Raw genomic sequence first — 22,290 nt, 5'->3', positions numbered from 1 at the left:
TTGGGTGAAGGCAAAATATCCACAGACTTGTCCACAGCCCTGAATCCGTGCAGTTTCGCATTCGAAATGAATTCTTGCGGGGGCGTTTCGGCGCTTAACGAATCAGCAACCCGAACCGGTTGATTTGGGATGCTTCTGATTCGCAACTGATTCGACGATGGGAAGCACGGGGCATGGAGCTCAACAAAAACACAATTATAGAAGGCGAGTGCGTCGACGTTCTGTCGCGCCTGCCAGACAATTCAGTCGACCTGGTATTCGCTGACCCGCCTTACAATTTGCAGCTTGGCGGCGGTTTGACCCGGCCTGACCAATCTGTCGTCGATGGCGTCACCGACGCTTGGGACCAGTTTGATAGTTTCGATGCTTATGATCTGTTCACTCATCAATGGCTTGCTGAGTGTCGCCGCGTTTTAAAAGATGACGGCGCAATCTGGGTGATCGGATCTTATCACAATATTTTCCGGGTCGGGACGGTGCTTCAGGATGCCGGTTTCTGGATTCAGAATGATGTCATCTGGCGCAAATCAAACCCAATGCCGAACTTTAAAGGCACGCGGTTCCAAAATGCGCATGAGACGATGATTTGGGCTGGCAAGTCGGAGAAGTCGAAAGTCACGTTTAATTATGACGCACTGAAGACCTTCAATGAAGACAAGCAAATGCGTTCAGATTGGCTGATTCCGATTTGCGCCGGCGGCGAGCGGTTGAAGGGCGATGATGGCAAGAAAGCGCATCCAACCCAAAAGCCAGAAGCGCTGCTGCAGAGAATCCTGCTCGCCACATCTAAACCTGGCGACGTGGTCGTAGATCCATTTTCCGGCACCGGCACAACGGCCGCGGTCGCCAAGAAACTTGGTCGCGCCTATGTCGGGATCGAACAGGACCCGGCCTATGTGCGCCTGGCTCGGGCGCGCCTGAAAGCGATCACCCCCATCGAAGGCGACATGCTTGAGATTGAGAAGGGCAAGAAATCCTTGCCGCGCGTACCGTTTGGCGCACTGATCGAGAATGGCTGGCTGAAACCCGGCGACCGACTCTGGTCGCCAAAGAAACGCTTCAATGCGCGTATTCGCATCGATGGCAGTTTGACCACTGGCGAAGCCTCGGGTTCGATCCACCGGGTCGGCGCTTTCGTTCAACAGGCACCCGCCTGCAATGGGTGGACCTATTGGCATTATGAAGAAGCCAAGAGCGGCGAGCTTGCGCCGATCGATCTTTTGCGCCGCCGATATCGCCATGAAATGGGACTTGTGAACTAGGCTGAGTGCCTTGGATTCTATTTTAGGTCTTTCCGTTTACCGATAAGAATGCTGTTATGAGGCGATCCACGATTTAAGGAGCGTCTCCCAGATGAAACAGCAATTACTTTCCTGTGCCGCCCTCGCGCTTGCGCTTGTTGGGCCTGTCGCCATTGCCGATCCGATGCCGGGCCCGATGTGGGATGATCATGCTGATTCTGGCGCAGAATCCGAGCGCGAGCCGGTGGAATGGGATTTGACGCGCCTGTATGCTGATGTCGAAGCTTGGGATGCCGCCCGGCTCAGTGTTCTAGAACGTCTCGGCCCAATTGAAGCCATGGCGGAAACGTTTGAGCCGAGTGCTGCGTCGATTGCCGACCTGTCAGAGCAGACATCTGACATCGCCCGCGAAGCGTTACGGGTTTCTTCTTACGCCTTCATGGATTCCGACACGGATTTGCGTGACGGCGATAAGCTCGCCCGCCGCGGACAGGCGCAAGCCATGTTCGCTGCCTATGGCGAAGCGACGGCTTGGATTAGCCCGATGGTTCAGGCGCAAGGCGAAAAGCGCGTGGAGACCTGGATCGCAGAAGAGCCGCGCCTCGCCGAACACGCATTTGGGCTGCGGGAGACTTTGCGGTCGGCGCCGCATACGCTGTCTCCTGAAGGGGAGAGCCTGATGGCCGCGGCGAGCGTTGCCCTTGGCGGCGCGCAGCGAATTTATACCCAGCTAAAGAATTCAGACATTCCATGGCCGACCATCACCTTGAGCACCGGCGAGGAGCTCCGCCTTGATGCTGCAGGCTATGTGAAAGGCCGGGCCGCGGAAAACCGCGAAGACCGTATTGCTGTTTTCAACGCCTATTTCGAGACCTATCAGCAATTTGAAAGCTCCCTCGGCGAAGCCCTGGGTAGCCATGTTCAGCGTCAGGTCTTCAATGCCTCACAACGCAATTATGGCTCTGCGCTCGAAGCCGCTTTAGCGGACGATAATATTCCGCGCGAAGTCTATGACACCTTGCTGAGTGAAGTGAACGCAGCGCTGCCAACCCTGCATCGCTATTTCGAATTGCGCGCGCGCATTCTCGGGATCGAGGAGTTTGCGTTCCACGATATCTATCCAAACTTGGTGGAAACGGACCAAGTCTTTGATCTTGAAAAATCAGCGCAAATTGCCGCCGCAGCGTCGGAGCCATTTGGCCAAGACTATGTGCAGAGTCTTTGCCTCGCCATGACAGGCGGTTGGAGCCATGCCTATCCAAGCCAAGGCAAGCGCAGCGGCGCTTATATGTCGGGCAGCGTTTACGACGTTGGGCCTTATGTATTGCTCAACCACCAGGACACATATGACAGCGCGTCGACGTTCATCCATGAATGGGGTCATGCGATGCACACCATTCTGGCGAATGAGGCTCAGCCATTTGAAACCGCGCGTTACTCGATCTTCATCGCTGAAACGGCCGCGATCACCAAAGAAGTGCTCGCGCAAGAAAAGATGTTGGAGATTGCCGCGACGGATGAAGAGCGTCTCTTCTTCTTAGGCTACGCGCTAGAGCAGATGCGCGGGACCTATTTCCGCCAGACCCAATTTGCCGAGTTCGAAGCCGCCATTCACGCCGCCGTTGAGGATGGAGAAAGCCTCACCGGCCAGCGCATGACCGAGATCTATACAGACATTTTCAATCGCTATTATGGCGTTGAAGAGGGCGTGACGCTTGTGCCTGAGAGCTACAATCTCGAATGGGCTTATATCCCGCATTTCTTCTATGATTTCTATGTCTATCAATATTCAACCTCGCTCGCAGCGGCGGTGTATTATGCCGACAAGATCCGCGAGGGGGATGAAGAGACGACTGAGGCGTATCTCAAAATGTTAGAGGCTGGCGGATCGGGGCATCCCTATGACTTAAAGCTTGCCACCGGACTCGATATGGCAAGCCCAGCCCCGTATCAGGCCGTCGAAGCGCGGATGAACCGGATCATGGATGAGATTGAAGAGATCTTAGACCGACGCGAGTCGGGTCGGCACGGGCCGGCTTGGGTGAAGCCGCCGCTCAGCAATCCATGTGCGGCGGGCGATAGCTAACCGGTTCGTCTAAGAGCAGGTCAGCGTACCGGCATCGAAATAGGCATCTGATGGATCAGAGTTTTCGGGGATCACCACCTCGCAGCTTTGATCCACTGTAATCCGTACACGGATTTGATCGCCTGGGCTGGCATCAATCTGGAAATAGCCGCCTTCGTCAGTGGTGCCGATCGTCTTGTCTTCATATTCGAGGAAGGCTTCTTGCAGCGGCGCGCCCGCTTCATCGACAAGCTGAGCATAGATGATGGTGATCGGCCGCACTTCGCGGGCAAGTTGAACCACATTGCCAGGATAAGCCACGAGCCGATCTGTGTACGGATCATATTCAATATTGCGGGTCCGCTCGGGCTGAATGCCGACATCATAGATCGAGAATCCATCCAGCGGCAGGAAGGCATGTCCGCCACTCTGCGCGACGGTTCGGGTTTGCCGATCGACTTGCACCGCAACCGGATTTCCGGGCGGCCCATCTACGTGCATTTGCACACCCGCTTCGCGCCGCGTCGACGCCCAAGAAACGCCATGCCCGCCAAACACCAGTCCGGACCGAATATCGAACAGCGCCGTGTTTTGGTTTTGATAATTGTGACGACCATTTAGCCGTGCTTCCAGCCAAGGGGACGAATAATCGAGCCCCGCGCGGGTTCCGAGTTTGTCATCAAAGCGGACGCCGCCGAACACCGATGCGCGTGTGACGCTTGAACGGGTCAACTCAGCGCGAATATCTGCGTCGGCGACAGTGATATCGTCCATTTCGCCGGTCGCCGTGTTTTCGGTCATCGTCGTGTCATAACGCGCATTGAGATATATACGCGGGGCGATCTTGTTTGGTCGGTTAAACGTCTTTGCCAGTCTTACGCCGAAATAACTGGTCTCGCGGTCAGAGCCCCATTCCTGGCGCAGCTGCATATTGAGCCGCCATTGCCGCTGGTTTAGGAGCGTGTAGTCAAGCGATGGGCCGGCAAACCAACTGTCCTGACCTGTAGAGCCTTTGCGATAAAAGCCGCGCATACCGAAACGCCACCGACGGCCAGACCGGTTCGCTGATAGGCTGGCTTGCTCAAAATTATTCGCAAACGGGCTATAAGCTTCGCTTTCCCTTGGCGGCGGCTCGGTTCCGAGTTCGAGCTTGCGGTAAGTGCCATTAAACGACCAATCGCCAAGCCGCGCATTGCCATTGAGCGAATAACCATAGGTGCCATCATCTGCGGCGAGCAGGCTGAGCGTTCCGCTTAACAGGTTTGATTGCGCGGTGGTGCTGAGTTCAGCGAAACGCACATCATCGGTCGCCGTGGCATCAAGTTTTAGAGACATGTTCGCGCCGATCCGTTGGTGACGTCCAATCGAGATGACTGGCGTTTCCCCTGTTGCGATAAAATTGTCGCGGGCCCCAAATGGGATCGCTTGTCCAAGCTCGACATACCATTGCGGCGCTTCGCTCGGCGGCAGGCGGCTACTGGTGGAGAAATAGCGCGTTTCCCGGCGGACCCGTCCGCCTTCATCGATGATCAGATCAATATTGTACGATCCTGACGGCATGCGGCTGGTATCGAGCTGGGTTTGGCCTGGCTCAATCTGTTGGACATCTATCGTGTCGCCATCGCGCTGGATCTCGATGGTCGCGCTCTGAGCGACTGAAATTTCGAGCGGGGACGCGCCGAGGCGATTTTTGTCCATCCGCGTTTCCAGGGTTGAGCCCCATCGCAGCCCTAGCAATTGGCGCGAGCGGTAAAGATTGCCGCCAAATTGTGCTGTCTGAATCCCGGCCGACCAAACGGATGTCTCGCCCGTATGGGTTAGGCTGAGTGCTTGCAGGCGGCTTTGCGAATTAGAATTGGTGAACAGTTCGGTCCGAACCGCATTGCGGCCATGGCCAGCAATCGCGCTGAAGTTCTGAGTGCCGATGAAATCATGAGTGTCAAAGCTGTACGCGGTGCGCGTATCGAATGAGGTGATCAGGCCTGGCGCCGTCGTCGGTGGCGGCAAATAGCGGGCCCGAGGGTCGCGATTATACGTGTACAGATCATTGATGAACAGCTCGACTTGCAATTTCACCGGATCGAAGATTAGCGAGACATCATCTGGGTAAATATAGTCGCACGGATTCGGCGGGCTGGGCGCAGTGCAGGCATAATTTTGATTGGTCGGCTGGGGCCCCTTCAACGCCCAAGCCACGCGTTCGGTGTCGCGCAAGCCGGGCAGCAAGTTTGCCAGGCCTTCGGGATCATCAAATGTGATTGTCTCGGCATTAAAGCGCGCTGGCGTACCCGCAACGGTGCGGCCATTATAGACGACATCGATGATGGTGAACTCGTCTTCCTCAGCCACGTCAAATCTGGGCGGCGCGCTAATCTGCACCCCCTCAGCGGCCGCACCCAAAGACAGGGCGGTGCAAAACGCAGTAAATGTCGTGCACCGTCCCCACGATGCTGAAATCATAAGTGGCCTTTATTAGTCCGGTCTTACGGTGAACATAATGGTGGCCGTGGCGGTTTGCGTCGTGGTGGTTAAAGGATCGCCGTCAAGTTCGAGATCGAACGTCGCGGACGTGCCGCCGGTGGCGCAGTTTTCATCCGCGTATGAGGGGGTGGATCCCGAGACCGGCGCAGCACTACCCGCCGTATCTGAAATCGTTTCGGTGAGGAACAAGGCTGAATTTGCGTTGTCCGTATAGGTGTATTTGTAGGAATAGTTGGTCACGGTATCGGTCAGCACTGCAGCGTCAACGTCGATCGAATAGGTGCCTGTTTGGTCCATATAAACACAGATATCCATCGTCTTGGCGCTCGGAATGTCTTCTGCGAGCTTGTAGTCAATGAGATAGTGTTCAAAGCCAGAGACTTTGATGTTTGCGTTTTTCGTCACGACCAAGTTTACATTTAGTCGGCCTTCTGATCTGCCGGCTAACGTGCCTTGAATGGCGGCTTGGGCACTCAGGTTGATGATCAGGACGGAAGTGGCAAGAGAGATGAGGCGTTTCATTCTTAGAGCCTTTCTAACAAAAACTGCTTGGGATTTTGGAGGCTTAGTCAGGGGCGACCGCGATGATTATTTCGGCGGTTGCGCCGCTGGTCTCGATCGTTGGAACGGAGTCAAAGGCAACTGTAAATTTCGTTCTGTCGTCCGGATTCGGACAGCCAACAGTTGTGGAATATGTTTGGCGATTCTCTTCGACTGAAGTCCGTCCGTTCGGATGAAGGCTATGGTATATATTTCTCCCGACTCGTTGATCCTTCGCTGACTCCAATGTGTAAATGTAGTGAAAGTGGTTGGTTCCGTCGGAGAGGGGGTGCGCCGTTATGATAAACGAAAAGGGTGTGTTGTCTTGGTTTGTGTAAACACAGAGATCGATGGACTTACTTAAATCAGCATCGGCACCGACGTTGAAATCGAAATCGAAGTCTTCCAGTCCCGTAACTTGGATAAGCGTCGTCGCGGGCACGACATCTACGGTGTAAGTGATCGTGGCTTGCGCTTTTGGACCGAACGGTGTGCTGAATTCTTGGGCGATGGCCAGGCTAGGAGAGCTGGCGGTTAAGGCAAGGGTGGCAATGAGGCGGATCATATTGTGGTTCCTAAAGATTGGGGCTGCGTTTCATTGGTTTCGGGCTCTCAATCCGGGCTAACCGTCAGCGTTATCGTGGCAACGTATTGGCCAAGCTGTTTGAGGGAGTCGACCGGATGCTCTATCCGCATCCCAATGCGTCCGAGGCTACCGGAACGGTTACAAGGCGTTGGACCGGAACTCAGATTGAGAATTGAACCGCTTGACGGCTGGTCAACCAGCGTCCTGCCAGTCCCCTGGCCAGTTACAACGGGGCCCGCACGTCTATAAAAGCTTATGTGATAAGGTTCTGTCATTGTCGCGCTTTCGAGGGGTGTTGCGCTCCAGTCTAGTGTGTAGGGTCCCGCTTCAGCCATTTCCACGCAAAGGCCAGCAAACTGTCCACTATCATTGATGGGGAAATCGAGTGCTCCTAGGCCTCGGTCGTGTACGAAGTGGCCAAGTTCAACGGTCTGCGTCAAGTTATGTAGGCTCCGAATTGCGATCCGATTTTCGTTGCTAATCTTGACATTGAAATTGAGCGTGCCGGTGGAGCTGGAGCCGAGTGTGCCGTCGGATTGGGCGACGGCGACCGGGCTCGCGAGCGGTGCGGCGAGCAAGGCGAGAGTGGTGAGGAAAGTTTTCATATTTGGCTCCTTAAGCATGCCGAGATGGCGCGCGCGAACAGCGCGGCTCATTGGGGTTTGACGGTGAAGGTGACGGTGGAGACGAAGGTGCCGGCTGTTTGGAAGGTCCGCTGCCGGGTGCTTCCGAGATCGTATTGGAGGTCCAGGACGCCTTCCTGGTCAAAGGATGTACATTTAGTGCCGTGTCCGCCGGTCTTCGCTTCCACGTCGGGAACGGTTCCCGACTGCGGCGTTACAGTTTCAGATTGGTTCAAAAGGACGATCGGTGTTCCATTCCCAACGAGCCCGGTGGTATTTTTCTCAATCCTTAGCTCAACAGGGATTATCTTTGTATCATCTGATACGTCCGTCATGGGTGTGAACGCCCAGTCGAGGGAGACCTTTGTATCGGGCAGATCCGCCGTAATACAAGGTCGGGCTCTTACACCTGTGCCACTATTGAGCTGATTTCGTTGGGGCTCAGCCACTACGCCAGTTTCAACGGTCTGCACCATGTCTGTGAACCCAAAGATCCGGATACGATTGGCGTCGCTAATATTGACATTGAAATTGAGGGTGCCGGTAGAGCTGTTGCCAAGAATGCCGTCGGATTGCGCCAGGGCACCCGGACTCACAGGCGGTGCGGCGAGTAAGGCGAACGTGGTGAGGAGGGTTTTCATTATTGGCTCCTTAAGCATGCCGAGACAGCCGGCGCGAACGGCGCAGTTCATTGGGGTTTGACGGTGAAGGTGATGGTGGAGACGTAGGTGCCGGCGCCTGCAGCGGCTATGGCGTTTTGGGAGTAGCCATAATAAAAGCCAAGTCGCCCTTTATCGTCTGTCCGGCATTTTACCCCATGCCCGCCTGTTTTCGCTTCGATTCCAGATACGGTTCCACTCCGTGGGCTCGTCGTTGAATCGAAATCGATTATAGTTATTCCGCCCGTTCCAGGAGCTCCTGTTACATCTTTCGACATGTGAAACGGTGTCGCAATGATCTTGGTATTATCCGTTTGGCTCGTCAGTGGCGTAAACGCCCAGTCAAGGGAAACCATTGTTCCGGGCAGGTCCGCCGTAATGCAGGGCCTGGCAGAAACGCCATCACCAGGAGTACCGGGGGTTCTAAGGCTTGAGTTTCCTCTGAATTCCATTCGTTGTTGTCCCGCTTCAATGGTCTGGGTTAGGTTTCCAAACCCGAAGATCTGGACGCGATTGGCGTCGCTAATATTGACATTGAAATTGAGGGTGCCGGTAGAGCTGTTGCCAAGAATGCCGTCGGATTGGGCGAGTGCGACGGGGCTCACGAGCGGTGCGGTGAGCACGGCGAGAGCGGTCAGGGTGGTTTTCATATTTGGCTCCTTAAGCATGCCGACAAGGCCCGCGCGAACCGCGCGGCTTATTGGGGTCGAACGGTGATGGTGATGGTGGAGACATAGGTACCAGCTTTGCTCGGGCGACGGCCGCTATCAGAGTTTCCACGACGATAGTAGAATTCCAAAACGCCAGATGAGTTGTTTTGAGTGCACGCCGAGCCGTGCGCTCCGGACCAGGTCTCCACGTCCAGCACTGTTCCGCTCTGGGGCTGTCTTGAGTCAGACTCCTCGACTCTAACAATCCGAACGCCGTCGTCGATTTCGAAGGCGGCGTTCTTGTAGAGTTCAAAGATAAATGGGACGACGTTCGTCGCGTCCGCTGTATCGGCCAATGGGGTTAAGGCCCAATCGAGCGCGACTTTCGTGTCAGGCAGATCCGCTGCGATACAAGGGAGGCCACCGGTTTCACCTTGGTAAATAAAAGCTGGCAACTGTTCTCCAGCTTCGATGGTCTGCACCATGTTCGTGAAACCATAGATCTGTAAGCGATTGCCCTCGGTGACGTTGAGACTGAAGTCGAGTGCGGCGGTCGAGCTTTCGCCCAATCGGCCGTCGAGTTGCGCGTGAGCGACATTGCTCGCCAAAGGCATGGCAAATAAAGCCAGCGCGGTCAGGATATGTTTCATATTTTGCTCCTGGATAAGCGATTGCTTGAAGGTGTCCCCAGGGCGTTTGGCGGTGGTCTAACCCGGTGTCACAGTGATCATGATCTCGGCTGTGGCGCCATTCGCAGTTGTGGCCACTGTTGGGTCTTGAGCGAGCACCAAGCTGAACTCTGCCGAATAGCTATTTGCGATACAGTCCACCGTGTTGCTGGGAAGAAATCCAGATAAGCTTTTGGTCTCTTCAGTGTTGCTTATCGTTGATTCCAAAGGAACCAGGTTCGGGTTGTGCAGGTCAGAATAGGTATACGTATATGGATAAGTGTTGACGCTGTCCGTGAGCGGTGCCGCTTTGATTGAGACACTGTAAGGCACACTCTGGTCTAGATAGACGCACAGATTGATACTTTTTACATCTGGAGCGCCATCGTGAACACTGAAATCGAGATCGACATTTTCCAAGCCCGAAATCTTGATATTCGGACTATTGGTGACGGTATAGGTGATCAAAAAATCGCCCTCGGACGATGTGCCGAGGGTGCCATCATTCGCGGCGAGGGCGGGGCCAGTCAGCATAAGAGCGGCGGTTAGGGCCGGGATGAAGTGTTTCATAACAAATCTCTTTCTTGAAAAAGGGGTAAGGGGCGGATACGCCGCCGCGGCTTAGTCTGGCATGACGATCAGTTCGACCATGGCTTTGGCGAACCCGTCGACGCCGCCGGTGGTGGCGGTGGGGGTGCCATCCATACTCACGGTGAGCCGCGCGGGCGTATCGCCATTTCGGCACATCGAAGAATTCGACGCGTTAAATCCGCCGACCGTCTGATCGAAGGCCTGGGTGATCCCCGTTGCGCCGACGGTTCGCGTGTCATCTGATGTGTCGGTAAAGGAGATCGAGTAAGGATAGGTATTGGTCCCATCAGACAGCGGCGGAGCTTTCATTTGGACCTGATAGGTTTCCGACGCATTTGAGATATAGACGCAGACATCCTTGGTCTGGGTTTGCGCGAGATCGCCGCCAAAATTATGCTCAAAATCCAGATCTTCGAGTCCGGTGATCTGGACCATGGTCGCCGGTTCGGTGACGGTCAGTGTGTAAGTCGCGCCAGCGGTGGACGAAATCGAGCTGAGCTCGCCATTATTGCTCACTTGCGCGGACGCGAGCATGGGACACGCCATGATCACGGCTAGAGCGGAAAGAGGTTTCAACATGATAGACTCCTTGGGTTCAAAAAAAGACACAGGAAAAGGGATGCGCCAAAGGCGCGGCTCATTCGGGTTTGACGGTGAAGGTGACGGTGGAGACGTAGGTGCCGGGCGTGTTGATCGTTTGCCCAAAGCTGTGCCCGATGGTAAAACTTAGCTTTCCTGCTGAATCAGAACTAAGCCCACATGTGTCCCTGAGGTTTGGACTGAGCGTGCTCGCCTGTCTTGCCGGGAACCCCGCATACGATCCACTTTGTGGCAATGTGTTGTCTGAATAAAACGGTGTGATTGCTTCAACTGTCCGGCCAACGCCTTGAACAGCGAAAAAATTAAATGGAACAATATTGGATCCATCCGCGAGAGGGGTAATGCTCCAGTCAAGGGTTACCGTGGTGTTCGGCAGGTCCGCGGTGATGCACGGATGTGGAATCGCGGCACCGGGAACGCCAGTGCCGACAGTGGAACCGAGAGGGCCGTTCCCTCGAGTTTGTAATTCTGTCTTTTCGGCTTCTACGGTCTGCACGATGTCGCCGAAACCAAAGATCTGTATCCGATTGGCGTCGCTGATCTTGACGTTGAAATTGAGGGTTCCGGTGGAGCTCTTACCAAGAATGCCGTCGGATTGGGCAAAGGCCACGGGGCTCGCGAGCGGCGCGGCGGGCAAGGCGAGCGTGGCAAGGATGGTTTTCATTTTTGGCTCCTGGCTAAGCGGTTGCTTAAAGGTGTCCCCAGGTGGGTTGGTGTTAGTCCGGCGTGACGGTGAGCCTGACATTGGCGGTAGCGCCACTTGTTGCAGCGCGCTGTTTCAAATCTGCTGGAAATCCGACACTCACGCGGGCCGTGTTTGAGCCATCGGTACAATCGAGCACCGAAGACGCGGAGAAGCCGCTAAGCGAGCCATTATAAGGCACGGTGTCGATTGTGCCGCTGGCCAAAACCAAGTTTGGATCATTGATGTCCGTATAATCGATCGAGTATGGATAGGTTTCAGACTGATCGGTCAGCAGAGGTGCCGACAGGGTCACCGTGTACGTGGTGTCCGTGGTGATACAGACGCAAACATCCTGGCTCTGGTCGCGCGGTAGATCGCCGCCTTTGTTGAAATCAAAAACAAAGCTCTCCAGGCCGGAGATTTTGATTCGCGTACTAGACAGGGGAACATCCATGCCAAGAGGCATCGAGTCGGATGCCAGGGCACCAAATCGGTTATCGGCTTGCGCAACCGCTGGCAGCGAGATGAGTGCCGAACCAAGCGTCAGAGCGAAAAGTAGGTGCTGCATGGACTGCTCCTAAGCTTAAAACTCCACGGTGCGCTCGGCACCCATGTCGCGGGTTTTGAAGGAGACCGGGCCCTCGCCAGGCAGGTCTGTGGTCCACTCCATGCCAGGCCACAGGCGTTTGCCGGTGACCCGCTGACAATCATCCGGCGCGGCGCATTGCTGACCTTCAAACAGGACAACATTTGAATTGCCCGTATTGGTGACCGTCAGGGTTTGGCCGTCCCGGTCGCCTACAAGGTCTGTGGTCGGCGCATTGGGTCTCGCAAAAACCAGGGCCTTAAAGGCGAGCAGCGTCACCGCGACGGAGCGATCGGTTTCAATATCGCCTATCGTCGGTTCGATATTCACCCGCCAGGCTTTGTCGCTTTCAATATCCTCATCGAGCAAAATCACGCGGATCACGCGTTCTTCGCCCGGCTTCAAGGCAATGCGGCGCGGCGCGACCAAGAGGCCAACCTCTTGCGGGTCGGCGCTGGTGAAATACTCTTCTGGATGCGCGCCGGGTTCGGTGATCCGTGCGGCCGAGATTTCCAAATATTGAATTCTCGAACTCGTATTCCCAATCCGGATGTCTTTGCGCTTGTCCTCTGTGCCTTGAAAGGACAGGATCGCTGGGTTGGCGGTCAATTGCGCCGCGGCGGGTAGCACGAAGGCTACGGCGCCAAATAAAAGTGCCAATAATCTGGTCAAAATCTATACCCCTCACAGTATTCGAAGCTCAGCGACTTGTCGGCCATGACTTCGGTGATCCGTCTCACAGTGATTTTGAATCTAAAGTGGGGGAGTGACTACAACTAGAGATTGAAAAGGTGAAGATTGAGACGCTGGGGAAATGAATATTTCAGATGTAATGGTTAACCGCGCCGGTTCGACACAGTTTGCGCGGTTAAATCAGTGTTTCTTTGTGATTCGCGGGCGCGTGGACTAGCTGCGTGGACGCCATCCGGCGGGCATGCGGAAGTTTGGTTTTTTCTTCGCCATCGGCACGCCAGGGGTTGGCAATGAGCCATCCGAATAGGGGCCTTCAGGCTTGGCGCCAGCGGCGATGTCTTTCAGCTTCAGCGCAGCGTATTGGCCAGGCGCTGAGCCGAGACCATGATCTTTCGGCGCGACCGCTTTGACCTTGTCGCCAGAGAGCGGGCGGAGCCATTCCCACCAGCTCGGCCACCATGAGCCTGGCAGCTCGTCCGCATCCGACAACCAGCGGCCCGGATTTTCCGGCAGATCCGTGTTCACCCAGTGCTGGTATTTCTCGGCGCTCGGCGGATTGATCACCCCGGCAATATGGCCTGAACCGGCCAGTGTGAACTGAACTTTGCCGCCAAAGTTCTGGGCGCCTTGATAGATCGAATGCCAAGGGCAGATATGGTCCGACCGGCTGGCCTGGATGAAGACCGGGATCTTGATATCGCCCATATTGACCGGGTCGCCAAAGACTTCGAACTTGCCGCGGCTGAGCGCGTTTTGATTGTAGAATTGGGTCAGATAGGTCTTGTGCGTAGGGCCCGGAATATTGGTCTGATCGGCGTTCCAATAGAGCAAGTCGAACGGCCGCGGCTGCTTGCCCATCATGTAATTGTCGACGACATAGCGCCAGACAAGATCGGCGGGGCGCAGCCAGTTAAACGTCTCGCCCATCATCTCGCCCGGCATAATGCCATTATGCTCTTCGATGACTTTATCGACTTGCTGCAAGCCTTCTTCGCCGGTGAAAATTTTCAGCTCGCCGGCCAAGTCGAAATCGGACTGGGAGGCAAAATAGGTGGCCGAAGCAATGCGTTTGTCGCCGGTCTGGCCCATATGCGCGAGCGCCGAGCTGAGCAGTGTTCCGCCAATGCAATAGCCAACTGTGTTGAGCTTCTTTGACCCGGACTCTTTGGTGACGGCATCGACGGCGGCGAGGATGCCGTGCTCGACATAATCGTCCCACGTATAGTCCTTGGTCTCGTCATCGGCTGAGCGCCAGGAGACGACAAACGTATTCACGCGTTTTGACAGCAACCATCGGATCATCGAGTTCTCGGGCTGTAGGTCGAGAATATAGAATTTATTGATCCAAGGCGGGAAGATCAGCATGGGTCGCTCGCGCATCTTCTTGCGAGTTGGATTATAGTGGATGATCTCAATCAGCTTGTTCCGGAAGACGACTTTGCCCTTGGCCGTTGCGACATTCTTGCCGATCTCATAAGCCTCTTCATCGGTCTGCGAGATAGCGAGCCGACCATCGCCGCGCTGCAAATCATTGCGGGCATTGCGTAGGCCTTCAAGCACGCTCTCGCCTTTTGTCTCGATCATCGCGCGCAAGGCCGCCGGGTTGGTGGCCAGCATATTGGTCGGCGCCATCGCATCGACGAATTGGCTCATATAGAAGCGGGCCTTGAGCTTGGTGTCGTCGTCCAATTCATCGGAGACGGTATCGATCAAGCCTTGCAGCCATTCGGCGTTGAGCATCCAGGCGCGGCGCATGAAGCTAAAGGCTGGGTTGGCCTCCCATTCCGGATCGGCGAAGCGGCGATCTTTCGGCATCGGTGTGTTGGAGGCCATGGCTTGGAACAGGTTCATCCAGCCCTGGAACAGCGTCATCATCGCGTGTCCGGATTTTTCAGGATTGCGCGCGAGGGCAGCGCCGATCTGCATTTGTGCGTCGATACCGCCAAACGGATCGGCTTGTCCGGGGGCAGGGGGCTGCAGATCAACAGCGCCAAGCGAGTCGACCAGCATGCCTTGCGCTTCTTGAACCGCCTGCATGAGATTGGTCGCCATTTCTTGCAATGACTCAGAATTTGCCTCTGAAAAGGCATTTGGAAGCGTGCTCGCCCCAAAATCATCAAAGTTTCTACTTTTGGTCATCAGACCGACACTCGCTATTCTATGCGAACCTATATAAGACTAAACAGCTTTGGGAATTATGAGTCCAGCGAGGGAAATTGTTTATGCGCATGGGGATTTTCGTAACGTTTGCCTTTTTGGCGGGCTGTGCAAGCTCGATCGAGAAGGTGCAATCGCTGCGCTCGCAAGCTCCCGATTGGTATGAAGCGCGGAAAGTTGAGTTCCGTGGCGAGGGCTATCCGAGTCTGACAGAGATCCCAGAACCGGCGAAACGAAAGAGCACGATTTTACGCTTACGGCTCTCAGGAGCCGAGACTTTGGAAGCGCTGAATATGTTCTATACCGACCCGCGCGCCGAACCGGCAACTGAGACACCGGAGGAGATGCGGGCGTGGGCGCTAGAGGTAAAACGAGCGGTCGAGGGGCAGCTTCCTGCCCCCGATTTTCTGACCGACGAAGAGGTTGAGGCCATCAAGGCACGGTTCAATGTGCCCCGGGCTCGGCTCTAATTTCAAAGACTTTTTTTATGGAGACCCGCGCCATGAGCGGAGAGTTTCACAAGATTAGGCGCTTGCCGCCTTACGTATTCGAACAGGTTAATCGCCGTAAAGCGGAGCTACGCGCGCAAGGCGCTGACATTATTGATCTCGGCATGGGCAACCCGGATATGCCAGCCCCGCCGCATGTGATTGCCAAATTGGCAGAAACTGCGGCCAAGCCAAATGTGCATGGCTATTCTGCCTCTCGCGGAATTCCGGGTCTGCGACGCGCCTTGGTGGATTATTATGATCGCCGGTTCGGCGTGAAGCTAGATAAGAACCGAGAAGTGGTTGTCACGCTCGGCTCGAAAGAGGGCTTTGCCAATCTCGCGCAAGCGATCACCGCGCCTGGCGATGTCATTCTCGCACCAGATCCATCTTATCCGCTGCACCATTTCGGCTTCATCATGGCGGGCGCTTCGATCCGTGCCATTCCTGCGCCGACGCCGGAGGCCTATCTGTCAGGGATCAGCAAAGCGATCCGCTATTCGGTGCCGCCGCCCACCGCAATGGTGCTGTGTTATCCGTCCAATCCGACCGCCGATGTGTGTGATTTGGAATTCTATAAAGACGCGGTTGCACTGGCGAAGAAGCACGACCTCTATATCCTTTCAGACCTCGCTTATAATGAGATCTATTTCGAGGAGCCGACCCCTTCCATCCTGCAAGTGAATGGCGCCAAAGACATTGCGGTCGAAACCACGACGATGTCGAAAACCTATTCCATGGCCGGTTGGCGGATTGGGTTTGCGGCGGGGAATGAGCGTCTGATCGGGGCGCTTGCGCGGGTTAAATCCTATCTTGATTATGGCGCTTTCACGCCGATCCAAGTCGCGGCCTGCGCGGCGCTCGATGGCCCGCAAGACTGTGTCGACGAGTTTCGCGCCACCTACAAATCGCGCCGGGATGTTCTGGTTGAAAGCTTTGCTCGGGCGGGATGGGATGTTCCAACCCCTGAAGCCTCAATGTTTGCTTGGGCCGAGATCCCGCCTCAATGCGGCGACATGCGAAGCTTGGAGTTCGCGCTCAAACTGATGAATGAGGCCGAGGTTGCGGTTGCCCCAGGTGCCGGGTTTGGGGAGCATGGTGACCGACATGTGCGCATCGCTTTGGTGGAAAACGAGCAGCGCATCCGCCAAGCTGCACGAAACATCAAACGGTTCCTTGCCAAACTCGAAGCGGGGGGGCAAAGCGAGCCCCTGCAAAGGACAGGATCTTGAAAACAGTCAAATTAGGAATTGCAGGGCTCGGCCATGTCGGCTGCGGTCTGATCGAATTGGTCGAACGCCAAGCAGAGTTGCGCTTGCCCGGAAAAGTCGAGATTGTGGGCGTATCCGCGCGCAGCAAAAGCCGCAACCGCCCCGTCGATATTTCTGGCTATCGCTGGTTTGATGACGCTGCGACCTTGGCTGAAGACCCAGAGGTCGATGTCTTTGTAGAATTGATGGGGGGTTCTGACGGGCCTGCCAAGTTCGCCGTCGAGGAAGCGATCAAAGCTGGCAAACACGTCGTCACCGCGAATAAGGCACTGATCGCCATGCATGGCCAAGCGCTCGAGACGCTCGCCCAAGCCAATGATGTTGATTTGATGTTTGAAGCCGCAGTCGCGGGCGGTGTTCCTGTCGTGCGTGTGCTGCGCGACTCGCTCAGCGGTGTCGCCATTCAGCGGGTCTCCGGCATCCTCAATGGCACCTGCAACTATTTGACGACGCAAATGCTCGAAACGGGCCGGTCCTATGATGACGTGCTGGAAGAAGCGCAGCGTCTCGGCTATGCCGAAGCTGATCCTTATCTCGACGTGTCGGGTATGGACGCTGCGCATAAAGCCGCCATCCTTGCCTCAATCGCGTTCACCGCTGATCTCGACTTCGAAAAAGTCTCTGTCACGGGCGTGGATACGGTTGAGCTGATCGATTTGAATCTGGCCGATCGTCTCGGTCTGCGGATTAAACTCATCGCCGAAGGTATCCTGACTGATGAAGGCGTTGTCTGCCGCGTGGCGCCGCTCGCGATGCCGGTGGATCACCCCTTGGCGCGGGTCAATGGCGCGCTGAACACGGTTCGGGTTGAAGGCGATCCGCTCGGGGCCGTCACGCTGACCGGACCGGGCGCAGGACCAGGACCAACCGCCAGCGCGGTCATGGGCGATATCTCGAAACTGTTCACCCCGACCGCGCGAAGCCCATTCGGTCGTGCCGCCCACCACGAAAGCAAAAGTTTCGTTGCAGCAGAGCAAGCCGAGCGTTCGGCATTTTTCTTGCGTGTAAAGCTCGCCGATCGGCCAGGCGCGCTTGCGAGTCTGACCGAGGCTCTCGCGGCGCATAACGTGTCTGTGGACAAGCTGTTGCAAGAATCTGCTGATGACAGCGATGTCTCGCCCGTTGCCATTGTCACACACATGTGTTCTCGCGGGGACATAGAAGCTGCAAGCGCTCAAGTCTCTGAATTAGAGGCGAGCGTCGGCGCGCCGCAAGTCATTGCAATCGATGCGGTGACATAAAGTTAGAAGCCAAGTCAGGAGTGACTTGGGGGAGAGAAAAAATGAGTGAGAGCGTTCTGATCCCGCACCTGGCGGATGCGATGGTTCGCGTAACTGAGAAAGCTGCGATTGCAGCGGAAGCCTTGGCTGGACGCGGCGATGAGAAAGCCGCTGACGCCGCCGCTGTCGATGCGATGCGAACGGCGTTCAATGCCGTGGATTTCCAAGGCCGGGTTGTGATTGGTGAAGGCGAACGCGACGAAGCGCCAATGCTCTATATTGGCGAAGAAGTTGGGACCGGAAACGGTCCTGCGATCGATATCGCGCTCGACCCGCTGGAGGGCACAACTCTCACCGCGAAAGCCATGTCGAATGCCCTCGCTGTATTGGCCATCGCGCCACGCGGCGGCCTGCTTTTCGCGCCTGATACTTATATGGACAAGATCGCGATTGGTCCTGGCTATGAAGATGGCATTATCGACCTCGATGCGAGCCCGGCGGAAAACATTACGGCGATGGCAAAAGCCAAAGGCGTCGACGTCTCGGCCATGACAGCTTGTGTGCTCGATCGTCCGCGTCACGCAGAGATTATCGAAAGCCTGCGCGGCGTTGGCGCCCGTGTGCATCTGATTTCTGATGGCGACGTTGCAGGCGTCATCAACACGACCAATCCCGCCACAGGCATCGATCTATATGTTGGCTCAGGCGGCGCCCCAGAAGGTGTGCTCGCAGCGGCCGCACTGAAATGTGTCGGCGGCCAAATGCAAGGCCGCTTGGTGTTCCGCAATGATGATGAACGCCGCCGCGCGGATCGCACAGGGATCACCGACTATGACAAGAAATACGATCTGCACGAGCTTGCTTCAGGCGAAACCGTGTTCTGCGCCACGGGCGTGACCAAAGGCGGTCTTGTCGATGGTGTGGTGCGCAAGAACGGCCAAATCGAGACGGATACGCTGGTGATGAGCAGCGCCGACGGCATGGTCCGCAAGATCAAGAGTTGGCACCGGGCTTAAACATGCTCCGCATCGCGGCATGCCTCTCATTGCTGGCGCTCTCTGCGTGCGCCAGCGGCGAGTACAATAGCGATATCACGGACACTTATGTTGAGGGCGACCGGCTCTATGTTTCCGGAACCCTCAATGCGCTGACTTATGATGAAATCGCGGATCATTTGGAAGCTTCTCCAGGTCTAAAGACGATTGTGCTGGTCGATATTGATGGCTCAATTGATGATGAGATCAATCTCGAAACTGGACGTCTGATCCATGAAGCGGGTGTCGACACATATGTTCCGGAAAATGGGCGGATCGAGTCGGGCGCTGTCGATTTATTTTGCGCGGGCCGCAACCGGATCGCTGAGCGAGGCGCATTGATCGGGGTCCATTCCTGGGCCGATGAAGAGGGCGCCGAGGGCAGTGCGCTGCCGCGGTCTGATCAAGAGCACCGCATGTATATCGACTATTTCAACCAAGTCGGCTGCCCGGTCTCATTCTACTGGTTCACGCTCGAGGCAGCGCCTGCGGACGGCATGCATTACATGACGGCGGACGAGTTGCGAAAATATGACGTGGCGACGGAAATCCGCGAGGCTGAACAGCCCTAGTTTCCGCCAATGCCGAGTCGTGATTGAACACGGCATGTCCTCTCATGATCTCAATGTCACCCAATCCCATGGCGGCCGGTATTGGACGCTTCGTGAAACCGATGAAGCGGCGGTGCGAGCGCTGACGCCGCATTTGGGCGGGGATGACTTGCTGGCACGCTTATTGGCGCCGCGGGGGATTGATCCTGAGAAAATTGAGACCTTCTTGAACCCCACGCTGCGGGCTCTGTTTCCAGACCCGGCCAGCTTTCAGGATATGATGAAAGCGGCCGAGTTGACTCTAGACGCCATCCTCGACGGCAAATCAGTCACCGTGTTCGCCGATTATGATGTCGATGGCGGGACCAGTTCGGCGATTCTGGCGCGATACTTTCGGGCCTGGGGCCGGGAGATCGGGCTTTATGTTCCTGACCGCCTGACCGAAGGTTATGGACCGAGCCCGGAAGCGTTCCGGCACCTCAAAGACCAGGGCGCAGATTTGGTCATCACGGTCGATTGCGGGGCGGCCGCCACCGCGGCGCTTGAGGAAGCCGTAAAGATCGATCTGCCCGTAATCGTCATTGATCACCATTTAATGGGCAAGGAGCCGCCAGCCTGCGCCGCTTTGGTCAATCCGAACCGCGCTGATGATACGAGCGGTCAAGGCCACCTCGCTGCGGCGGGCGTAGTTTATGTGTTCGTCGCGGCACTCAACAAAATTGCCCGCGAGCGCGGGATCGCGCCGGAGGGCGGCTTGCCGGACATCTTGCATTGGCTCGACCTTTGCGCGCTCGGCACGCTTTGCGATATGTCGCCATTACGCGACGCCAATCGCGCCTTTGTGAAACAAGGTTTGAAGATTTTGGAGCGCGGTCAAAACCCTGGACTGCGCGCGCTGGCCGATATTGCCGGCATTGGAAAGATTGAGACCGTTTATCACGCCACTTTCGTGCTTGGGCCGCGGCTTAATGCGGGCGGGCGTGTGGGCGATCCATGGCTCGCGGCGAAGCTGCTGGCGACCGATGATCGGGCGGAGGCGATTGCATTGGCTGAGCGCCTCCACGCCCATAATGACGAACGCAAAGCGGTCGAGAGCGCGATCCTGGAGCAAGCCACAGTCGACGCGCAAAAGCAGATCGACGCAAACCCCGAGACCGGCATTTTGATCGCTGCCGGAGAGGGCTGGCATCCTGGTGTGATCGGGATTGTTGCGGGGCGACTCAAAGACCGGTTTCATTTGCCCAGCATCGTGATCGGTTGGGGACAAGGTCTCGGCCCTGTTGCCAAAGGCTCGGCGCGATCTGTGCCAGGGGTCAATATTGGCGACGCCATCTCTGCGGCAGCGAAGGCGGGCGTGATCATTTCAGGTGGTGGTCACGCAATGGCTGGCGGGCTCAGCCTAGAGCCAGAGCAATTGCCCAATCTGCAAGCCTGGATGCAGGAACATATGGCGGAGTTCAAAACAGAACGCGCAGCGGCCAAAGAGCTGGTGGTCGATGCGGTCTTGGCGCCGACGCAAGTGACGACGGAAACCTATGACAAAATCCAATCCATCGGTCCGTTCGGTCAAGGCGCGCCTGAACCCATTTTTGGGCTCACCGATGTCGAGATCACCCACACACGACCGATCGGCGAAAACCATCTCAAACTCACCGTTGAGTCCGCCAATGCGCGGATCGAAGCTTTGGTTTGGCGATGCCTCGGCACGCCTTTGGGGGACGCCCTGTTACAGCGCGGCCGTGTCCACTTGGCTGGCCGGTTGAAAGATAATGAATGGAATGGGCGGCGGACGGCTCAATTTGAAGTCATCGATGCGGCTGCAGTCTAAGGCAAGGCCTTGAGCATATTCAGTGCTTCGTCGGCGATTGGCTTTAAATTCTCATTCGAGCTGAGGCTGGCATTTATGTAGAGCACTTGCGCGAACGATTTCAGATTATGCAGGCGCGCCAAGTCGATTTCTGACTGGAATGCATCACCCCATTCCGCGAGTGGCGCGGGTTCGCTTAGCTCTGCAAACCACGCTGTCCAGTCTTCAGCTTCGAAGGCATTTCGGCTCGCCATAAACAAGATTGGACGGGCAAGTCGTTCCGGCTCGCCATAGGTGAAGGCATGGCCTGAGCGAGCTGTAATTTGAGCTGCGATCGCGTCTCGTAACGCTCTCAAAGAAGCTTCGTCCGTGTTCGGATTAAGCGCAAGTTGCAGCGCAATGTCAGCGCCATGCGCCACACCGTGGCGCCAGCCTTCGGTGTCTGAATAAGCTCGAAAATCAGTGACATTTGTCAGATAGACCGCAGACTGATTGGCGATATCAGCGCGCTCTTCTTCGCTTAAGAAGGCTTCGACCCGATCGGTGCGAACGAGCTCAGACAGAGCGAGCGCCGAGAATGGCGCGAGGAAACCCGGTTCAGCAGTGTCATTCAAATTGTGGAGCATTTCCGAAATCAAAGCCAGGCGCGCTTGTTCCGAGACGGCGCCTGAACGTAAGGCCGTCATCAGACCTTCATAGCCAATTTTGTCGCGGAAAAACGGATCCGGACTGCCAAGGCAGCTCGCGAATTCTTCCGCAGCAGCGTCGCTTTGTTGGTCGGCGAACTTGTTCGCTCTTATAGCTTCAAGCGCTTCGCGGTCATTGTCGGTGAATGCACACGACGAAAGCTCTAGCTGGGCTTCAGAATGCGCCGGTGCAGGTGTGCTCGCGCAAGCCGTTAAGGTGATGGAAAGCGCGACGATCAGAGAGAGTGATTTCATTTGGCGACTATTCCATCGTCGAGCGCGGGCGTCGAGAGCGCTGCACTGATCCATTTGGCTCGCAAACGCAGAAAAATTATTCTAAATCGGACACCTGCACGCTGCTCTTTAGCAGATGATTGTCTTGGCGGCGCTAACCGGGTTACAGCGAAA

Annotated in this window: 22 protein-coding genes; 8 read left to right on the top strand and 14 right to left on the bottom strand. The window is 56.1% G+C overall.

From position 1 onward, the window contains the following. The first annotated feature begins 173 nt into the window (after positions 1–173). Both MY069_RS03425 and MY069_RS03420 read left to right on the top strand, forming a co-directional pair. Positions 174–1,262, top strand: coding sequence for a DNA methyltransferase (locus tag MY069_RS03425; RefSeq protein ID WP_482795675.1), 1,089 nt, complete (start codon positions 174–176; stop codon positions 1,260–1,262). 91 nt (positions 1,263–1,353) lie between these two features. Then, positions 1,354–3,327, top strand: coding sequence for a M3 family oligoendopeptidase (locus MY069_RS03420; protein ID WP_482795674.1), 1,974 nt, complete (start codon positions 1,354–1,356; stop codon positions 3,325–3,327). Positions 3,328–3,336: 9 nt separating this feature from the next. Here the strand turns inward: MY069_RS03420 and MY069_RS03415 are convergent, their stop codons facing one another. The 13 genes from MY069_RS03415 to phaC form a co-directional block, all read right to left on the bottom strand. Then, the gene (locus MY069_RS03415; protein ID WP_482795673.1) at positions 3,337–5,766 is read right to left on the bottom strand and encodes a TcfC E-set like domain-containing protein; all 2,430 of its coding nucleotides are present in this window, start codon (positions 5,764–5,766) and stop codon (positions 3,337–3,339) included. A gap of 12 nt (positions 5,767–5,778) precedes the next feature. Next, on the bottom strand, positions 5,779–6,309 hold the full coding sequence (locus MY069_RS03410) for a hypothetical protein (RefSeq protein ID WP_482795672.1): 531 nt from the start codon (positions 6,307–6,309) through the stop codon (positions 5,779–5,781). A gap of 43 nt (positions 6,310–6,352) precedes the next feature. Then, positions 6,353–6,892: a hypothetical protein gene (locus MY069_RS03405; protein ID WP_482795671.1), complete on the bottom strand. Its 540-nt coding sequence runs from the start codon at positions 6,890–6,892 to the stop codon at positions 6,353–6,355. 47 nt (positions 6,893–6,939) lie between these two features. Next, positions 6,940–7,518, bottom strand: a complete 579-nt coding sequence (locus MY069_RS03400; RefSeq protein WP_482795670.1) for a hypothetical protein — start codon at positions 7,516–7,518, stop codon at positions 6,940–6,942. Positions 7,519–7,565: 47 nt separating this feature from the next. Then, the gene (locus MY069_RS03395) at positions 7,566–8,177 is read right to left on the bottom strand and encodes a hypothetical protein (protein WP_482795669.1); all 612 of its coding nucleotides are present in this window, start codon (positions 8,175–8,177) and stop codon (positions 7,566–7,568) included. A gap of 47 nt (positions 8,178–8,224) precedes the next feature. Further along, positions 8,225–8,845 carry a hypothetical protein gene (locus MY069_RS03390; RefSeq protein ID WP_482795668.1) on the bottom strand — a complete coding sequence of 207 codons (621 nt, stop codon included), beginning with the start codon at positions 8,843–8,845 and terminating at the stop codon, positions 8,225–8,227. A gap of 47 nt (positions 8,846–8,892) precedes the next feature. Continuing rightward, the gene (locus MY069_RS03385) at positions 8,893–9,495 is read right to left on the bottom strand and encodes a hypothetical protein (protein ID WP_482795667.1); all 603 of its coding nucleotides are present in this window, start codon (positions 9,493–9,495) and stop codon (positions 8,893–8,895) included. A 57-nt stretch (positions 9,496–9,552) separates the two neighbouring features. Continuing rightward, positions 9,553–10,083 (bottom strand): hypothetical protein, encoded by a 531-nt coding sequence (locus tag MY069_RS03380; protein WP_482795666.1) that lies wholly within the window; start codon positions 10,081–10,083, stop codon positions 9,553–9,555. 51 nt (positions 10,084–10,134) lie between these two features. Then, a complete protein-coding gene (locus MY069_RS03375) occupies positions 10,135–10,683 on the bottom strand; it encodes a hypothetical protein (protein WP_482795665.1) in 549 nt (182 codons plus the stop codon). A gap of 58 nt (positions 10,684–10,741) precedes the next feature. Next, positions 10,742–11,368, bottom strand: coding sequence for a hypothetical protein (locus MY069_RS03370; protein WP_482795664.1), 627 nt, complete (start codon positions 11,366–11,368; stop codon positions 10,742–10,744). 52 nt (positions 11,369–11,420) lie between these two features. Beyond that, positions 11,421–11,957: a hypothetical protein gene (locus MY069_RS03365; RefSeq protein WP_482795663.1), complete on the bottom strand. Its 537-nt coding sequence runs from the start codon at positions 11,955–11,957 to the stop codon at positions 11,421–11,423. A gap of 15 nt (positions 11,958–11,972) precedes the next feature. Beyond that, entirely contained in the window at positions 11,973–12,647 is a 675-nt protein-coding gene (locus MY069_RS03360; RefSeq protein WP_482795662.1) for a hypothetical protein, read from the bottom strand. Positions 12,648–12,881: 234 nt separating this feature from the next. Then, positions 12,882–14,807 (bottom strand): class I poly(R)-hydroxyalkanoic acid synthase, encoded by a 1,926-nt coding sequence (phaC, locus tag MY069_RS03355; protein WP_482795661.1) that lies wholly within the window; start codon positions 14,805–14,807, stop codon positions 12,882–12,884. Between the two features lie 83 nt (positions 14,808–14,890). On the opposite strand from phaC, the gene MY069_RS03350 reads away from it, so the two are divergent. From MY069_RS03350 to recJ, 6 genes are read left to right on the top strand one after another with little or no spacing between them, the layout of a single operon-like run. Then, positions 14,891–15,295 carry a hypothetical protein gene (locus tag MY069_RS03350; RefSeq protein WP_482795660.1) on the top strand — a complete coding sequence of 135 codons (405 nt, stop codon included), beginning with the start codon at positions 14,891–14,893 and terminating at the stop codon, positions 15,293–15,295. A 32-nt stretch (positions 15,296–15,327) separates the two neighbouring features. Then, positions 15,328–16,545, top strand: a complete 1,218-nt coding sequence (locus MY069_RS03345) for an LL-diaminopimelate aminotransferase (protein ID WP_482795659.1) — start codon at positions 15,328–15,330, stop codon at positions 16,543–16,545. After that, positions 16,542–17,825, top strand: coding sequence for a homoserine dehydrogenase (locus tag MY069_RS03340; RefSeq protein WP_482795658.1), 1,284 nt, complete (start codon positions 16,542–16,544; stop codon positions 17,823–17,825). Before MY069_RS03345 ends, MY069_RS03340 begins: the two co-directional genes overlap by 4 nt. 41 nt (positions 17,826–17,866) lie before the next feature. After that, positions 17,867–18,820, top strand: coding sequence for a class II fructose-bisphosphatase (glpX, locus tag MY069_RS03335; protein WP_482795657.1), 954 nt, complete (start codon positions 17,867–17,869; stop codon positions 18,818–18,820). Then, positions 18,805–19,410: a COG3904 family protein gene (locus tag MY069_RS03330; RefSeq protein WP_482796746.1), complete on the top strand. Its 606-nt coding sequence runs from the start codon at positions 18,805–18,807 to the stop codon at positions 19,408–19,410. The genes glpX and MY069_RS03330 overlap by 16 nt, the downstream gene beginning before the upstream one ends. 34 nt (positions 19,411–19,444) lie before the next feature. Beyond that, entirely contained in the window at positions 19,445–21,217 is a 1,773-nt protein-coding gene (gene recJ, locus MY069_RS03325) for a single-stranded-DNA-specific exonuclease RecJ (protein ID WP_482795656.1), read from the top strand. Here recJ and MY069_RS03320 read toward each other — a convergent pair. Then, on the bottom strand, positions 21,214–22,137 hold the full coding sequence (locus MY069_RS03320) for a DUF2785 domain-containing protein (protein WP_482795655.1): 924 nt from the start codon (positions 22,135–22,137) through the stop codon (positions 21,214–21,216). The two genes, recJ and MY069_RS03320, sit on opposite strands and share 4 nt — an antisense overlap. Positions 22,138–22,290: the final 153 nt, after the last annotated feature.

The organism is Hyphomonas sp. ske169 (assembly GCF_056850855.1).
This window is presented reverse-complemented; position numbering and strand designations above follow the sequence as displayed.

Bases quoted from the DNA above. Each gene is read 5' to 3' on its own strand.
- phaC (WP_482795661.1), bottom strand. From the start codon at position 14,807: ATGACCAAAAGTAGAAACTTTGATGATTTTGGGGCGAGCACGCTTCCA.
- recJ (WP_482795656.1), top strand. From the start codon at position 19,445: ATGTCCTCTCATGATCTCAATGTCACCCAATCCCATGGCGGCCGGTAT.
- MY069_RS03345 (WP_482795659.1), top strand. From the start codon at position 15,328: ATGAGCGGAGAGTTTCACAAGATTAGGCGCTTGCCGCCTTACGTATTC.
- MY069_RS03420 (WP_482795674.1), top strand. From the start codon at position 1,354: ATGAAACAGCAATTACTTTCCTGTGCCGCCCTCGCGCTTGCGCTTGTT.
- MY069_RS03375 (WP_482795665.1), bottom strand. From the start codon at position 10,683: ATGTTGAAACCTCTTTCCGCTCTAGCCGTGATCATGGCGTGTCCCATG.
- MY069_RS03415 (WP_482795673.1), bottom strand. From the start codon at position 5,766: ATGATTTCAGCATCGTGGGGACGGTGCACGACATTTACTGCGTTTTGC.
- MY069_RS03390 (WP_482795668.1), bottom strand. From the start codon at position 8,845: ATGAAAACCACCCTGACCGCTCTCGCCGTGCTCACCGCACCGCTCGTG.
- MY069_RS03405 (WP_482795671.1), bottom strand. From the start codon at position 6,892: ATGATCCGCCTCATTGCCACCCTTGCCTTAACCGCCAGCTCTCCTAGC.
- MY069_RS03320 (WP_482795655.1), bottom strand. From the start codon at position 22,137: ATGAAATCACTCTCTCTGATCGTCGCGCTTTCCATCACCTTAACGGCT.
- MY069_RS03425 (WP_482795675.1), top strand. From the start codon at position 174: ATGGAGCTCAACAAAAACACAATTATAGAAGGCGAGTGCGTCGACGTT.
- MY069_RS03395 (WP_482795669.1), bottom strand. From the start codon at position 8,177: ATGAAAACCCTCCTCACCACGTTCGCCTTACTCGCCGCACCGCCTGTG.
- MY069_RS03400 (WP_482795670.1), bottom strand. From the start codon at position 7,518: ATGAAAACTTTCCTCACCACTCTCGCCTTGCTCGCCGCACCGCTCGCG.
- MY069_RS03385 (WP_482795667.1), bottom strand. From the start codon at position 9,495: ATGAAACATATCCTGACCGCGCTGGCTTTATTTGCCATGCCTTTGGCG.
- MY069_RS03370 (WP_482795664.1), bottom strand. From the start codon at position 11,368: ATGAAAACCATCCTTGCCACGCTCGCCTTGCCCGCCGCGCCGCTCGCG.
- MY069_RS03410 (WP_482795672.1), bottom strand. From the start codon at position 6,309: ATGAAACGCCTCATCTCTCTTGCCACTTCCGTCCTGATCATCAACCTG.
- MY069_RS03380 (WP_482795666.1), bottom strand. From the start codon at position 10,083: ATGAAACACTTCATCCCGGCCCTAACCGCCGCTCTTATGCTGACTGGC.
- MY069_RS03350 (WP_482795660.1), top strand. From the start codon at position 14,891: ATGCGCATGGGGATTTTCGTAACGTTTGCCTTTTTGGCGGGCTGTGCA.
- glpX (WP_482795657.1), top strand. From the start codon at position 17,867: ATGAGTGAGAGCGTTCTGATCCCGCACCTGGCGGATGCGATGGTTCGC.
- MY069_RS03365 (WP_482795663.1), bottom strand. From the start codon at position 11,957: ATGCAGCACCTACTTTTCGCTCTGACGCTTGGTTCGGCACTCATCTCG.